This is a genomic window from Mesorhizobium sp. WSM4841, from assembly GCF_055811515.1.
In genome coordinates, this window is record NZ_JBVVQC010000025.1 from 55,955 (window position 1) to 68,486 (window position 12,532).

Sequence of the window (12,532 nt, forward strand, 5' to 3'; positions counted from 1 at the left end):
AGAAGCAGGGGTGACGATCCGGAATCTCGAACATGCGTTCGCCCCCAAGTCGGTTGCCGTGTTCGGCGCATCGGTGCGCGACGGCTCTGTCGGCCGTGTCGTCTTCGACAACATTGTCAGCGGCGGCTTCGAGGGCGAGATCTGGCCGGTCAATCCGAAATACACTGAAGTGGCGGGTCGGCGCTGCTATCCGAAGGTGGCAGATCTGCCAGGTATTCCCGATCTGGGTGTGATCGTAACGCCACCCGAGACGGTTCCCGGTATCGTGCGCGAACTCGGGGACAAGGGCACGCGGGCAGCAGTCGTCATCACCGCTGGGCTGACGCGCGAGAACGGATTGCGCCAGGCGATGCTCGACGCCGCCAAGCCCACCCTTTTCCGCATCATCGGGCCGAACACGCTGGGCCTGATGATCCCGCCAGTGAAGCTCAATGCCGGGTTCGCGCATATGGCAGCCAGGCCAGGCAATATCGCGTTGCTGTCGCAATCCGGCGCCATCGCGACTTCGCTGATCGACTGGGCGGCGCAGAACAATGTCGGCTTCTCGCAGATCGTCTCTCTCGGCGATATGGCGGATGTCGATGTCGGAGACTGTCTCGACATGTTGGCGGGCGATGCGCGCACGCGCGCCATTGTGATGTATCTCGAAACCATTCCCGATCCGCGCAAGTTCATCTCGGCCGCACGTGCTGCGGCGCGCATCAAGCCGGTGATCGCGATCAAGTCGGGCCGGCACGAGCAATCGGCGAAGGCTGCTGCGACCCACACCGGCGCACTATCGGGTGCCGATCGCGCGGTAGATGCGGCATTGCTGCGTGCCGGCATCCTGCGCGTCAAAGACCTGGCAGAGCTCTTCGATGCTGCCGAAACGACTGCTCGCTTCGCTCCGCTCGAACGAGCCCGCGTCGGCATCATCACCAATGGCGGCGGGGCAGGCGTGTTGGCCGTCGATCAACTCATCGACTGCAAGGGCGAACTGGCCGAGTTTTCACCGGTGACCATAACGCGCCTGAACGCTGTGCTGCCGCCCACCTGGTCGCATGCCAATCCGGTAGACATCATTGGTGATGCTCCGCCAGCGCGATACAAGGCCGCCGTTGAAGCGGTCGCGGCCGATCCGGGAACAGATGTCGTCCTGGTGATGAATTGCCCAACGGGGCTAGGCTCGCCACTTGATGCAGCAAGCGCGGTGGTCGAGCTCACCGGCGATGGGAAAATCGGCCGAAAACCGGTCCTCACCTGTTGGCTCGGGGAGCATACGGCGCGCGCCGGGCGGCTGATCCTTCAGGATGCTGGCATTGCCAGTTTCGAGACGCCTGCGGATGCCGCAAAGGCAGTCTCCTACCTGAGCGAATGGTCGCGAGCCCAACGCGCGCTGATGCGCACGCCGTCGAGCAGCAGCGAGGACACCGCGAGCGACCGCGAATCCGTGCTTGCAATATTCAGGCAGGTTGCCAAGGAAGGCCGGCGAATGCTGACCGAGCCGGAAGCCAAGGCGGCGATTTCCGCCTACGGCATTCCGGTGCCCGAGACGATCGTCGCAAAATCTCCTGCCGAAGCGGAGATTGCGGCCGACCGGCTCCTCAAGACGTCCGAGCACGTCGTGGTCAAGCTGCTGTCCAAGACGATCTCGCACAAGTCGGACATTGGCGGGGTGGTACTCAACATTGCCACCGCCGCGGCCGTCGGGGAGGCCGCACGCTCGATCGAGGCGCGGGTGCGCAAGCACGCACCGAAAGCCGACATTGAAGGCTACGCCGTTCAGCCGATGGTGGTGCGAAAACAGGCGCAGGAACTCATCCTCGGCATGAACCGGGATCCGATCTTCGGCCCCACAATCATGTTCGGCGCCGGCGGCGTGGCGGTCGAGGTGATGGACGATACGGCGATCGCGCTGCCGCCGCTCGACGACGTTCTTGCCGGCGACCTGATCGACCAAACGCGGATCGGCCGCCTGCTTGCCGGGTTCCGCGACCGCCAGCCGGCCGATCGTGGTGCAATCACTGCTGCGCTCAACGGCCTGTCGCAGCTGATCGTCGACTTTCCCTGCCTCGTCGCCATGGACGTCAATCCGTTGCTCGCTGATGCCGATGGCGTGATCGCACTCGATGCCCGCATCGAGATCGAGCAGGATCGCGTGGACGAGCCGGGGCCGAACCCAGCGCTCGCCATCAGGCCTTACCCGTCTGGCTGGGACAGGGACTTTGCGGCGGGCGGCGCGCACTTTCACATCCGGCCGATCAAACCGGCCGACATCGCGCTCTATCCGGAATTCCTTGCCGGAATTTCTCCGGACGATCTGCGCCTGCGGTTTCTGTCGCCGCGCAAAAGCTTCTCCGACCAGATGCTGAAGCGGCTCACCCAGCTCGACTACGACCGCAACATGGCTTTCGTCGCTTTGGAGACTAGCACTGGCGCGCTGGCGGGCATCAGTCGGCTTTCCTGCGATCCGGACCGCTTCGCTGCCGAATACGCCTTGCTGGTGCGCACGGATCTGCAGGGTCATGGCCTCGGTTGGGAATTGCTCAGACAGATCGTCGATTATGCAAAGGCCGATGGGATCGGTCGGATCGAAGGCATCGTGCTCAGCGAGAACAGCAAGATGCTTACCATGTGCCGCGAATTCGGCTTCAAGGTAGCGCATCATCCGAGCGAACCCGGCCTTCTCGAGGCAAGGCTCGACCTCCGTTGAGGTCGATCACCCTGCCGCCGTCACGAGGCTGAGCGAAGGGGTAGCCCCGGTTCGAAAGCATCTCCTTCCGAGACTTTCGCAATTCCGCGACGATGTCGGCAAGCTTCCGATCGGCGTTGACCTTGCGCCAGCTGGACTGGGTGGCATTTCGCTGCAATTGCCGCGAGAGGATATCGATGGTGGCGTCGGAAGGACCACCGATGCGCTCGCTGACCCGTTGCCAAAGAACAAGTGGATCAGCTTGCAGCCAGAATCCAGAGAATGAGACGTTCCTGTCGCTTGCCGTCTTCTCGATCCGGCTTCGATCGGCTGGCCTGTCGAACACAGCATCGGCGACCACCGACCCGCCTTCGGAAAGGATCAAACCGGCCCGCCATGCCATTTGTCGATAGACGCGTTCCGATACTCCCGGTCGATAGGCCTTGTCCGGCAGCCTCGTTTCTGCAGGAACGCCATGCATCGCTTTGCGAATACGGTCGCTTTCGACAATGCGCGCGCCGGGCGGCGCACCGACGCGGGCGGCGAGGGCCTCCGCAACGGTCGTCTTCCCGGAACCACTCAAGCCGCCGATCGCAACGAGTCGCGGCGAGGTTTCCTGGAGAAACGTTCGGGCAAGCTCGAAATAGGATCTGGCCTCGGCAATCAATTTGTCGGAATCGGCACTGCCTTCTTCGACCTGCGTCGCGGTGACATGCGCGCGCACAGCAGCCCGAACCGCCATGAAGAAGGGCAGAAGGGCAAAGCCATCCTCATCGTCGGCTTCGTCGAGATAGCGATTCATCACAAGATTGGAGAACTCCGGAAAACCGCGATGCCACAGGTCCATCAACAGGAATGCAAGGTCGTAGAGCACATCGACAGTCGCGATCTGGTCGTTGAATTCGATGCAGTCGAAAAGCCGGGGCTCGCCGTCAAAGAGACAGATATTGCGCAGATGCAGATCGCCATGGCACCGGCGGATCTTGCCAGCGGCTTCGCGACGGTCGAGCAATCCGGAATGCCGGGCAAGCGCGGTACGGAAGGCCTCGGCAAAGGTCGCGACCTCGGCCTTGCCGAAGACATGGCTGGTGGCAAAGCCGGCCTCGTTGATGTCGAGCACGCCAGCAAGGTTAGAGGCGCCACTGCCATTGCGGATTTCCGGTACGCCGCGATGATAGTGCACGATCATGCGCGCAGTCGCCGTCATCAGCGCAGGCGTCAGTTCGCCGGCGATTGCCATCCGATCGAGGAGCTTCGATTGGTCGAAGCGAACCATTTTGATCGCTGCATCGACCAGTTCTCCCGAGCCATCGAGGGCAAGCTTGCCTGCGGCCTCTCGCGTAATGCGCCGCACGCCCAGATAAAGGCCAGGTGCCGTTTTCGAGTTGAGTTCAACCTCCTTCTCACAAGCGGCGAGCCTGAGTGCCGGTGTCGAGAAATCGACATAGGGCAACTTGACCGCTCGCTTCATCTTGTAGGCGTGTTCGCCAACCAGGAAGATACGCGAAATATGGGTCTCGATCGCCTCTACCGGTCCACTCTCGCCATACGTGGCGGGATCGAGCAGTAGCGCGACCACGGCTTCCTGGTTTTCAACGATCATGGTTCTGCCTCCTTGAGCCCGCGATGCGAAAACCTTGCCGAGCCCGATGCCTACCGCTGCAGTGTCTGGACATAACCGGCCAGGTTATGGATGCGTTCCGTGGTGACGATTTCTCCGGCGCTTGGGCCGTACTTCTTCACGTCATCCGGAAGGAATTGCCGGCCCCAGACCGGCATGTCGCGCTCGCCGTGCTCCGGCACCATGGTGCGGCCGTCGATCATGGCAAAGACGCGCCAATACGGAAATTCGCCACCATTCCTTTTCGACAGACGCGTCAGGTCGGCCGGGCGCTTCACCAGCTCGTCGCCCAGGGGGCCATCACCTTTGCCGTCGACACCATGGCAGACCGCGCAGGAGTTCAGGTATTCCGCCTGGCCGTAGCTCATTTCCTGCGCCGTTGACGCATTGAGAGCCAAGCTTGTGAAAACTGCAGCGATCAAAAACTTCATTTTCGTGTCCACCGATTGATTGGCTGAACCTTACTACCTCGGTGCGCACCGCCGTTGATCCGGATCAAATGGGCGCGCCGAACGTGATCTTTGATTCAGCGCAATGAGCGCCGCGGCCCGTCTCGTTACGGTTGCAGGCACGATTGAAGCCAAACTCAGAGTCAGGAGCACTGCGATGTCATTCAAGACGATACTCACGGTCACGGAACCAGGCATGAGCGACGGCGATCTGCACCTCGCTGCTGGCCTTTGCGAGGAGGTCGGTGCGCACCTCGCTGCTCTCGTGGTGGTGCTCGCCGCGCCACCGCCGGTTGGAGAGTTTGCCGCGATCGTTTCAGAAGACTGGCTGAAGGAGCGCCAGGCAGATGAGAAGGCCCTGAAGAAGACAACGGCGGCCGTGTCGGCGTTCCTGGCTGGTCGCGCACTTTCGGCTGATACTGTCAGCGCATATCCGGAAGCCAGTTGGGCCGACGAAACCGTAGGTCGCCGCGCCCGCTATGCCGATATCACCATTGTGGGACCGGAAGTGCTTGCCGGCGAGACGCTGAAAAGCAAAGTGATCGAGGGCGCATTATTTTCCTCTGGAAAGCCTTTGCTGCTTGTCCCCCAAGGTTCGCGGCCGACGCTGAAGCCGAAATGCGTGATGGTCGCATGGGATTCCCGTCTGGAGTCTTCGCGCGCCCTTCGCGAGTCGCTCGACATGCTGATCCGCGCCGAAGAAGTGCATCTTGTCCTGGTCGATCCTGTCGAGGGTGAAACCCACCACGGGGCCGAACCGGGAGCCGATGCTGCAGCCTATCTTGCCCGGCATGGGGTGAAAGTCACGGTCGACCGCTTGCCGAGTGCGAACCGTTCCGTTGCCGACGTGCTTCGCCAGCACGCAATTGATGTCGCCGCCGACCTGCTGGTCATGGGCGCCTACGGGCATTCGCGGCTGCGCGAGCGGATCTTCGGCGGCGTCACCAAGTCGATGCTCGAGGATCCATCGCTGCCTGTCCTGATGGCGCGGTAGCAATTGAAAGCCAGAAAAGGGAACATCACAAAAAAGGCCGGCGAGTTTGCGCCGGCCCGTTTTGTTCTTGGCAGCGAATGGGCTGTACGACCTACTCGCTCGCTTCCCGGCCCGACACCTGCTCGATGAGGATCCGGAAGAAAACGTGGGGTTCGCTATCGGCCTTGGGAGGAATGACTGGCTTGAGGGCGCCTGGCTCCCACCAGTCGGGGTGCTTGCTCAGCACTGACCAAGCATGATCGCGCTGAAGCTTGTGGCCGACCCGGTCAGGCAGTTCTTCGTAGCGGCCGTCGACAACAACGCTTCTCCAACCTCGGCCCTGGCCTCGCTCATCGACTTGGACCGATACCAGCGGGTTAGCTCGCATCCAGTCGATCTTCTTGCCGGGCATTGAAAACGCATAGAGATGGTTGTCTGCGTGCGCAAAGTATAGCGGCACGACGTAGGGCTGCCCTTCCTTCGCGCATGCCAGACGGCCCACGCGGTTGGTCGTCAGCAATTTGGTGCATTCCAAAGTAGACAGTGTGCGGATCAGCATCGTTGCGTTCTCCTAACTCTTGGCAGCTGTCTTGTGCCGTTGTCTCTTTTTGGCGTCCATGGCGGGGCGTTTCGAATTGCCAAGTCGGCCGCACTATGCGCGCGAGCAGCCTCAGCCACGGCTGCCAGCACTTCGCTATCGGAGAGCTGCGGGAAATTGAGGTAGTGTTGACCGAGAGCGCGAAAATGCGCCGGTTGACTGAGGCAAACGGTGCAGTCCGCTTCCTGGGCAAGCTCAGTCAAGGTGTCAGCAGGTGCCACGGGAAGCGCGACAACGATTTCCCGAGGCGAGCGCCTCTTCAAGGCCCGGATCGCGATCTTCATCGTCGTTCCGGTCGCGGCTCCGTCATCGACGATGATTGCCGTTTTTCCGGATACCGACAGGGCCGAGTGCTTGCCGCGATAGGCCAGGCGTCGTCGTTCAAGCTCAGGGCGCTCTTTGGCGATCAATACGCGAAGCTCGTCATCGTCGAGCGAGTAGGCTTCGACGATGTCCCGGTTGAGTACGACATCTGGAGGATCGCCATCGACGATCGCGGCAACAGCCAGTTCGGGATTCCCCGGCGCTCCCACCTTGCGCACGATAATCAGGTCAAGCGGGGCCTTCAGCGCCTTGGCCACCTCAGCAGCGACGGGAACGCCGCCCCGCGGCAAGGCGAGGACGATTGGCTGATGCAGCCGGAGTTTCTCCAGCTCGATGCCAAGCTTTTGTCCAGCGTCCTGACGGTCACGAAACATCGATCAACCCGCCGGCCACAGATGACGAAGCGATTTCTTCATCGAGTTTCTTACCTGCACGATCTCGCCATGCGAAATATGACGGTCGAGAAGTTTGAACACCGCGTTGATCGCCACATCAAAATCGACGGCCTCATCATAGCCGAAACTGTTTCTGACGCTGAGGACAAAATCTCGCTTCTTGTGGTCAGACTCAGGCGCCGATGGATTCCAGCCTTCGAAGTAGATGCCCCTGATGAGCGTCGGCAGCTGGGCGGAAAGATCGGCCATTTCCGCAGGTGACAGCCAGTCCCGCAGCGTGTGCAGAACGGATCTCAGGAGCCGGTAGGCGCTCTGCTCGCTCCAGCCCAGGTCCCTGGCCAACTCGCTCACCCATTGCTGGGCCTGCTCGGCCGCGTGAGCAAAACCAATTGCCGAGGTGTGAACCATGCGAGTACTCCTTCACGTCCGTCGCGCCATCTTGGCCAACGGGAAGATCCTTGCATTGAGCCGCATCAAATTATTTGGTGCCTGCCGGAGGCTGCTGCCATCGTGATGCGGAGCCTGCTGTCAATCGCTCCGGCAGCAGGCCTCTCCCTCCCGATATGAACGACCGAACCTGCTTGGATCCGATCGACAGGCCGTCCATGCAAAGAATGAAATTGGTCGCCACAGAGTCCGATGGGCCGGCCAGGATTTTATAAGTTCGCATTTCCGAGTTCGGTTCGTCGCGGGAGAATCTCAATTCATAATCTCCTGCAAGGACGGCATTGATGAATGGAGCGGCGAGCTTGGCGTTGTCCGTCGTCGCCATTATTGTACCGCCATCAAAGGTTTCGGAGCTCAGCTGCCCCGGCGAATTGAAAGTCGCGGAATTGAAGGCCGCGTTTGAAATCGGCACGATCTTGGACTTTTCGATTGCAGCGACATCGATTGCCGCCAGGAGAAAGCCGGCCAGAACCGTACCGTCGGACCTGTCGTATCCACCAAATGTGATGAATTTGACGAGTTCGCGCGATGGCGGGTTGCTGATATCGACGATGATTTCGCAGAACCGGGTCTCTTCGGTCTCTTCAGTCCAATTGCTGTAGGTCACGCCTGTTGGAAAGATCGTCGAGCCGGCCGCATGAGTCATGCCGAGCACAGACAGTGTCCCCAGAAATCCCAGAAGCCGAAACAGAACGAACACGCGCTCAGCTCCTCCGCAGGCTATCTGCATCAGTCCATGTCTCCTCAAGCGAAGGGAGACTACCTGAACATCATTCCAGGCCCGAAGCCGCCCGATCGCCCCATGCCCATCCCCATCATAGGCAGTACGATCTCGTCGGCTGCCTTCTTCTGCTCGTCGCTGAGTGCTGCGTATAGTTTTTCAGCGGCCGTCCTGACAGCCTTTACCTGTTCCAGACGGGCTTCGAGATGAGTCTGTTGGTAGGCCAGCCGCTCGGGCAGGGGCCTTTTCAGGAAGCCGCCTTCCTGGAACTCCTTCATCATGGCCTGCATCAGCGCGTTGTGCGTTTCGGCTGTGCTGCGAATGACGGCGGCCAGCTGATCCCAGGAGGGCGTCTGCTCGTCGGTGATCTTCAGTTCCGCCTTGAGGAAAGCGAGGCGTCCGTCAATTCGATCGAGCATCTCGTCTGAGTCGTAGCCAGCCATCGGGCCGCCCATTCCCCATTGACCCATCATCATGCGGCCCACGCCCCACCGGGGCCACCAGCCGGCATCGTCGTCCTCGGCGCCGGCCAGAGCAGGCAGTCCTGTCACGACCATCATAAATCCCGCGGCTAAGGTAGTGCGCCAAGTGAACATGGGATGCTCCATTCAGACGGTTTGCGTCGTCTGCCCACAAATCACGCGATTGCGCGGCGCGCATTGATCTGCGTCAAAAAAGCTGGGACTGCCACAGTGTTGGGAGTAACCTTTATTTGGTGTTTCAGGCTGGGCGTTGAGGGATGTCGTGGACCGGTTCATAGCCCGTGCCAATATCGCCCACTTCGAGGATCTGCTCTCTCGCGAGACCGATCCCGAGCAGCGACGCGTCATCGAAGGCTTGTTGGCCTAGGAGCGGCAAAAGCTCGAAATTGCGGAGCGTCAGGCACGCAAGGAATCTCGCCAGCCTTCCAATCCCGCAAAAGGCAATGAACCTCAAGATTGACTGGCGCTGAGGGCTTCGATCAAACAGCCAATCATGCAGCCTTGACCGTGATCTTCTTCTCGGCATTCTGGGCTTCAGTGGTCTTGGGCAGCTTCACCGTCAGCACGCCCTTGGTGAAGCTGGCCTCGATCTTGTCGGCGTCGACGCCTTCGGGCACTTGGAACGACCGCTGGAAGGAGCCGTAGCGGCTTCCCAATGTGAATCACGGGGCCGGAGGTCGGTGAGCCCGCTTGCCAGTCGTCGCCGGATCGGCTCTCGCCCAACTATTCTCCGTCATCACGGTTCGTCGTGTTCCGTGTCGCCAAAATCCAGTTTGGCTTGGCAAGAGCCGTATCCAAGCGCTTGACGCAAAGATCGGTGTTGATCCAGGTCAAGACGCATCCGTTGCCTCAATTCGAGATCAGCCGATGGAACGATCCGGTCTGGAGCAGTGAGCGCGTCACGCCGCCAAAGGTCATTTCCCGGACTCGGCTATGACCGTAGCCGCCCAGAACGATGAGGTCGGCCGCGATTTCCTGCCCGATCCGGAGGAGAATCTCCGCTGGCTCGGAGCGGCTGGCATCCAACACCTCGGATCGCGCCTTCACCCCGTGGCGTGTCAGGAAAAGCTCGACGTCCGCCGCATTTTCCCGGGACGAGAATTCTCCATCATTCACGGTGGCGATCACCACATCGCTCGCGCGGGTCAGGAAGGGCAGGGCGTCGATGACGGCACGTCGCGCCTCCCGCGTGTCATTCCATGCGATCAAAATACTTTCGGCCTTGATCGGGGCGGGGGTTTCAGAAGCCACGAGCACCGGACGGCCCGCCGCGAGAATAAGACTGCCTGGATCCACGGTCCGGTGGCGGTCGATTACGAAATCCGGCGCCGGGGATCCGATGACGATCAGATCGGCAGCACGTGCATTGAGCGCAAGCTGGCGCGTTGGATTTCCGATCTCGCCGCGCCACGAGGCACGGTTGTTGCCGTTGACTATGTTCAGGAACTCCTCTCTCAGGCAATCAAGGCGGCCTTCTATCTCTTCCACCTGAGACCATATCGCCTTCGTGGCGGCCCTGTCGTCGGTGCCGGTGGGCATGACAAAATGTGGCTCGGCCGCACAGAAGCCGATCAGCTCCGCATCATGCCTTCGAGCAAGATCCCACGCGACTGAAATGCGTGGCGCGGCGAGGGCGTCCACGTCCAGCTGTACCATGATCGTCTTGAAAGCCATCGTTGCCGCCCTCTTGTGGTCGAGGCGAGCCAGCCACGAAAAAGGGGCAAGGACCTTGATGCGCGTCAAACGGTGCACCAGGGGCACACCAGTTGCTCGCAGTGCCGGCAAAGGTCTTGGGCCTGTTGATCCTGATCAACGACCCGACGGCAATTGGCGATAGCGTTGCCTGCAGACAGTTGTCTGCACCGCTCAAAAAGGAGTACCGACATGCAAGCCCATCTCGAGCCATTCCAATTCGGCATACTATCTTTGCCGACGGCGCAGAATGCACAGCAGCTCATCCTCGCCGCGGCATTCCTTCAGGCTCACACGTTCAAGGCAATGATGCGTTATCAGATCGAGACCCTTTCGTTCTTAAAACATCGGTGCGAGCAGGATGTTCGGTTGGCCGAAGATCTCATCGACGGCAGCGACTTCAAAGACGCTTTCGATGTTTTCGCGAACTTCCTCCAGAACGCGACATCGCAATACGCCACGGAAGCCGGTAAGGTCGCAGCGCTGACATCGAAGCTCGTTTCGGAAACGGCCCGGCGTGTGCGCAAGGAAGCCGAGACTGCGATCGAGGACATGGCGGCCAAGACGGTCGCGTAGAATTGACCATTGCAGAGGCTTGCAAGCATGAATGCCTGTATCGGCAATGAAAGTCGTCGATCGCGAGTTTCCATCCTTGCGGCGGCGTTGCTCGGTTCTATGTCGCCAGCCCTGGCCGACAGCGTGACGGAACACGGCAAGGCCTTGGTGCAAGTCAATTGCGCACGCTGCCATGCTGTTGGAAAAACCGACGTGAGCAGCCATCCGGACGCTCCCGCCTTTCGCACTCTGTCGAAGCGCTATCCGCTCACCGATCTCGAAGAGGCCCTCGCCGAGGGCATTTCAACCGGCCACCCTGACATGCCCGAGTGGGTTGCCAGCCCCGATCAGATCGAGGCGATCATCGCGTATATCGCCAGCTTGCAGAAGCCGTGATCGGTGACAGGGGAACAAGGCAAGCAATGGGCAAGAGCGCGACGCAGATCTGATCTTGGTCCATGCGCAATCGGCCTCGCGGCATACGGTCGGCGGCACGGAAGAACGATCGAGCGTGCGCAACGATCTGCGCTCCGCAGGATGATCCGCCCGTTTCAACGCCAACAATGCAATCCTTGAATTGTGGATGGTGGCTGCTAGAAACCCTTGATGCTAGAAACCCCTTGGCGCGCTCCGTGCATGGATGAGATCGCCTCAGGCCCACAGAACCTTCGTCAAGCCCGCCTGATACTGCCGGCGGCGAAAGCGTCAGTCACGGGTGGCGGCGCACCCCACGAGGGTCCCCTCTGGCAACCGACTAGTGGGGTCGCCTTCAACGTGATCGGGAGATCATAGCCATCGATCAGCACTGTAGCCCACTGGTCCCCTAGATCATCCTGCCAGGTGTTGGTGACGCGACACCTCACCGCCACATCCATGCCAATCTCGATCTTGTCCGTTCTCTTAACCATGCTGAACTCCCTTAGCTCTCCCCTGGGCGCTCTCCCAAACCGTGACGCGTTAAACGCCATCAGCCGGGTCGCAAAGAGTCGTCCAACGTTGCCAGGACCGAACCAGGTTCGATGACAGCGTTCACTGTCGCGACAATCGTCGCTCGCCCATTTGCCGGCGCGACAATCTCGTGCAGCGCATCTTCAATTCTAACTTCTGCTATTCGCTCGCCAGCCTTGATTATGGCGCCGCTGGCGATGAACCATCGCTCGACAATGCCCTCAGGCAGCATGCTGGATGCCCACAACTCTTGATCGACCCTGATATCCTGCATCGCGGTTCTCCTTTGTGCCGGGAATGATATTCCGCTCGGCAAGGTGGTCATTTGATCACGATCAAAGAGTTTGCTGCTTCCATGAGCAACCGAGGCGAAACAGGCGCGGCGTGCCTGCCTATGAAGTCAATGTCGCATTGGCATTTTTGAAAATGATTCAAATCAAGGCGAGGCTTGCCAGCTTGCGCATGCTAGGGGGATGTGGAAGCCAATCCTAAGCGCTCCGTTTGGTCGCGACCTCGAACTGGCCGTCTTAGACGAGGATGGCGAGCATGCGCTTGTGTTTCCTTGCGTAAGGGAACGGGAAGGTTGGAAGAACGCCGCCACCCGCGCGCGCATTGACATCCACCCGACCCACTGGCGCGACTGGGTGCCGGATAGG

Annotated in this window: 14 protein-coding genes and 1 pseudogene; 4 read left to right on the forward strand and 11 right to left on the reverse strand. The window is 60.4% G+C overall.

Translation table 11 applies throughout. The annotated features are described in order from the left end of the window. The first annotated feature begins 10 nt into the window (after positions 1–10). The gene (locus AC0L14_RS24720) at positions 11–2,692 is read left to right on the forward strand and encodes a bifunctional acetate--CoA ligase family protein/GNAT family N-acetyltransferase (protein ID WP_473751005.1); all 2,682 of its coding nucleotides are present in this window, start codon (positions 11–13) and stop codon (positions 2,690–2,692) included. Here the strand turns inward: AC0L14_RS24720 and AC0L14_RS24725 are convergent. Continuing rightward, positions 2,631–4,274 carry a bifunctional aminoglycoside phosphotransferase/ATP-binding protein gene (locus AC0L14_RS24725; protein WP_473751006.1) on the reverse strand — a complete coding sequence of 548 codons (1,644 nt, stop codon included), beginning with the start codon at positions 4,272–4,274 and terminating at the stop codon, positions 2,631–2,633. The genes AC0L14_RS24720 and AC0L14_RS24725 overlap by 62 nt on opposite strands. 50 nt (positions 4,275–4,324) lie before the next feature. Next, a complete protein-coding gene (locus AC0L14_RS24730; RefSeq protein WP_473751007.1) occupies positions 4,325–4,723 on the reverse strand; it encodes a c-type cytochrome in 399 nt (132 codons plus the stop codon). A 175-nt stretch (positions 4,724–4,898) separates the two neighbouring features. On the opposite strand from AC0L14_RS24730, the gene AC0L14_RS24735 reads away from it, so the two are divergent. After that, positions 4,899–5,735 (forward strand): universal stress protein, encoded by an 837-nt coding sequence (locus AC0L14_RS24735; protein WP_473751008.1) that lies wholly within the window; start codon positions 4,899–4,901, stop codon positions 5,733–5,735. A 91-nt stretch (positions 5,736–5,826) separates the two neighbouring features. Here the strand turns inward: AC0L14_RS24735 and AC0L14_RS24740 are convergent, their stop codons facing one another. The 7 genes and pseudogenes from AC0L14_RS24740 to AC0L14_RS24770 all read right to left on the reverse strand — a co-directional run bounded on the left by AC0L14_RS24740 (position 5,827) and on the right by AC0L14_RS24770 (position 10,424). After that, the gene (locus AC0L14_RS24740) at positions 5,827–6,273 is read right to left on the reverse strand and encodes a pyridoxamine 5'-phosphate oxidase family protein (RefSeq protein WP_473751009.1); all 447 of its coding nucleotides are present in this window, start codon (positions 6,271–6,273) and stop codon (positions 5,827–5,829) included. Continuing rightward, a complete protein-coding gene (locus AC0L14_RS24745) occupies positions 6,267–7,010 on the reverse strand; it encodes a phosphoribosyltransferase (protein ID WP_473751010.1) in 744 nt (247 codons plus the stop codon). The genes AC0L14_RS24740 and AC0L14_RS24745 overlap by 7 nt, the downstream gene beginning before the upstream one ends. Positions 7,011–7,013: 3 nt before the next feature. Next, positions 7,014–7,439: a DUF2267 domain-containing protein gene (locus AC0L14_RS24750; RefSeq protein ID WP_473751011.1), complete on the reverse strand. Its 426-nt coding sequence runs from the start codon at positions 7,437–7,439 to the stop codon at positions 7,014–7,016. A 70-nt stretch (positions 7,440–7,509) separates the two neighbouring features. Then, positions 7,510–8,178 carry a hypothetical protein gene (locus AC0L14_RS24755; protein WP_473751012.1) on the reverse strand — a complete coding sequence of 223 codons (669 nt, stop codon included), beginning with the start codon at positions 8,176–8,178 and terminating at the stop codon, positions 7,510–7,512. A 59-nt stretch (positions 8,179–8,237) separates the two neighbouring features. Beyond that, complete coding sequence (locus AC0L14_RS24760; protein WP_473751013.1) at positions 8,238–8,795, reverse strand: Spy/CpxP family protein refolding chaperone; 558 nt, start codon at positions 8,793–8,795, stop codon at positions 8,238–8,240. Positions 8,796–9,172: 377 nt separating this feature from the next. Beyond that, a pseudogene (locus tag AC0L14_RS24765) lies at positions 9,173–9,328 on the reverse strand (Hsp20/alpha crystallin family protein); the annotation flags it as partial. Between the two features lie 202 nt (positions 9,329–9,530). Then, entirely contained in the window at positions 9,531–10,424 is an 894-nt protein-coding gene (locus AC0L14_RS24770) for a universal stress protein (RefSeq protein ID WP_473751014.1), read from the reverse strand. A gap of 84 nt (positions 10,425–10,508) precedes the next feature. Between AC0L14_RS24770 and AC0L14_RS24775 the strand changes: the two genes are divergently transcribed. After that, complete coding sequence (locus AC0L14_RS24775; RefSeq protein WP_473751015.1) at positions 10,509–10,949, forward strand: phasin family protein; 441 nt, start codon at positions 10,509–10,511, stop codon at positions 10,947–10,949. Positions 10,950–10,976: 27 nt separating this feature from the next. Beyond that, positions 10,977–11,324 carry a c-type cytochrome gene (locus AC0L14_RS24780; RefSeq protein ID WP_473751016.1) on the forward strand — a complete coding sequence of 116 codons (348 nt, stop codon included), beginning with the start codon at positions 10,977–10,979 and terminating at the stop codon, positions 11,322–11,324. A gap of 275 nt (positions 11,325–11,599) precedes the next feature. Here AC0L14_RS24780 and AC0L14_RS24785 read toward each other — a convergent pair whose 3' ends face one another. Both AC0L14_RS24785 and AC0L14_RS24790 read right to left on the reverse strand, forming a co-directional pair. Further along, entirely contained in the window at positions 11,600–11,836 is a 237-nt protein-coding gene (locus tag AC0L14_RS24785) for a hypothetical protein (protein ID WP_473751017.1), read from the reverse strand. A 59-nt stretch (positions 11,837–11,895) separates the two neighbouring features. Further along, positions 11,896–12,150, reverse strand: coding sequence for a lipoyl domain-containing protein (locus AC0L14_RS24790; RefSeq protein WP_473751018.1), 255 nt, complete (start codon positions 12,148–12,150; stop codon positions 11,896–11,898). Positions 12,151–12,532: the final 382 nt, after the last annotated feature.